This is a genomic window from Escherichia sp. AM3 (assembly GCF_032029835.1).
Lineage (GTDB): Bacteria > Pseudomonadota > Gammaproteobacteria > Enterobacterales > Enterobacteriaceae > Escherichia > Escherichia coli.
In genome coordinates, this window is record NZ_JAVUPQ010000456.1 from 1 (window position 1) to 733 (window position 733).

Consider the following 733-nt stretch of genomic DNA (forward strand, 5'->3'; position numbering starts at 1 on the left):
TTCCATTGTGGATGCATTACAATTTGCCACCACGCTTACAGATGCCAAAAAGCAACTCCATCAGGCCATATGGCAAATGGCTATTTACCCGGTGGGATTGTTAATCATGATGACGGGGACATTATATGTTCTTAATACAGAGCTAATACCTGTACTGAGCAAAATAAGCTCCTCTGATTCATGGAGTGGTGCTCTTGGTTTTCTCTCTGGATTATCTTTGTTTGTCGATAATTACGGCGCTATATGTGCCGTTCTTTTTGCAGTGGTCACAGGTGTAATATCATGGTCTCTGAAAAACTGGAAAAGCCGCTCTTTGGCTGACAATATAATGCCATGGAGTATTTATAAGGATATACAGGGGGCAGCATTCCTCCTGAATATGGCTGCACTTCTGAAAGCCAAAATGACAACGCTCAACTCACTGAACGTTCTTCAGGACTTTGCATCACCATGGTTAAGCACACGCCTTGACAGCATTATTTACCGCGTACGCCAGGGGGATCACCTTGGGCTGGCTTTGCGTCAGTGCGGTTATCAGTTCCCATCCAGGGAAGCAGCCAACTTCCTGTCTTTATTACAGGGAGATGGCGCAACGGAGCTAATCGGCAATTATGGCCAACGGTGGCTTGTACAAACGCTGGAGCGAGTAAAAAAACGAGCAGCTGTTGTGCGTTTAATTATGCTGATATTTCTTGTCATGTCACTCCTGTTACTGGTCATGGCCGTTGTAGAC

General features: G+C 45.4%; 1 protein-coding gene. It reads left to right on the plus strand.

The annotated features are described in order from the left end of the window. On the plus strand, nt 1–733 hold a 733-nt coding region (locus RTW80_RS26570), incomplete at both ends, for a type II secretion system F family protein (RefSeq protein WP_312721081.1).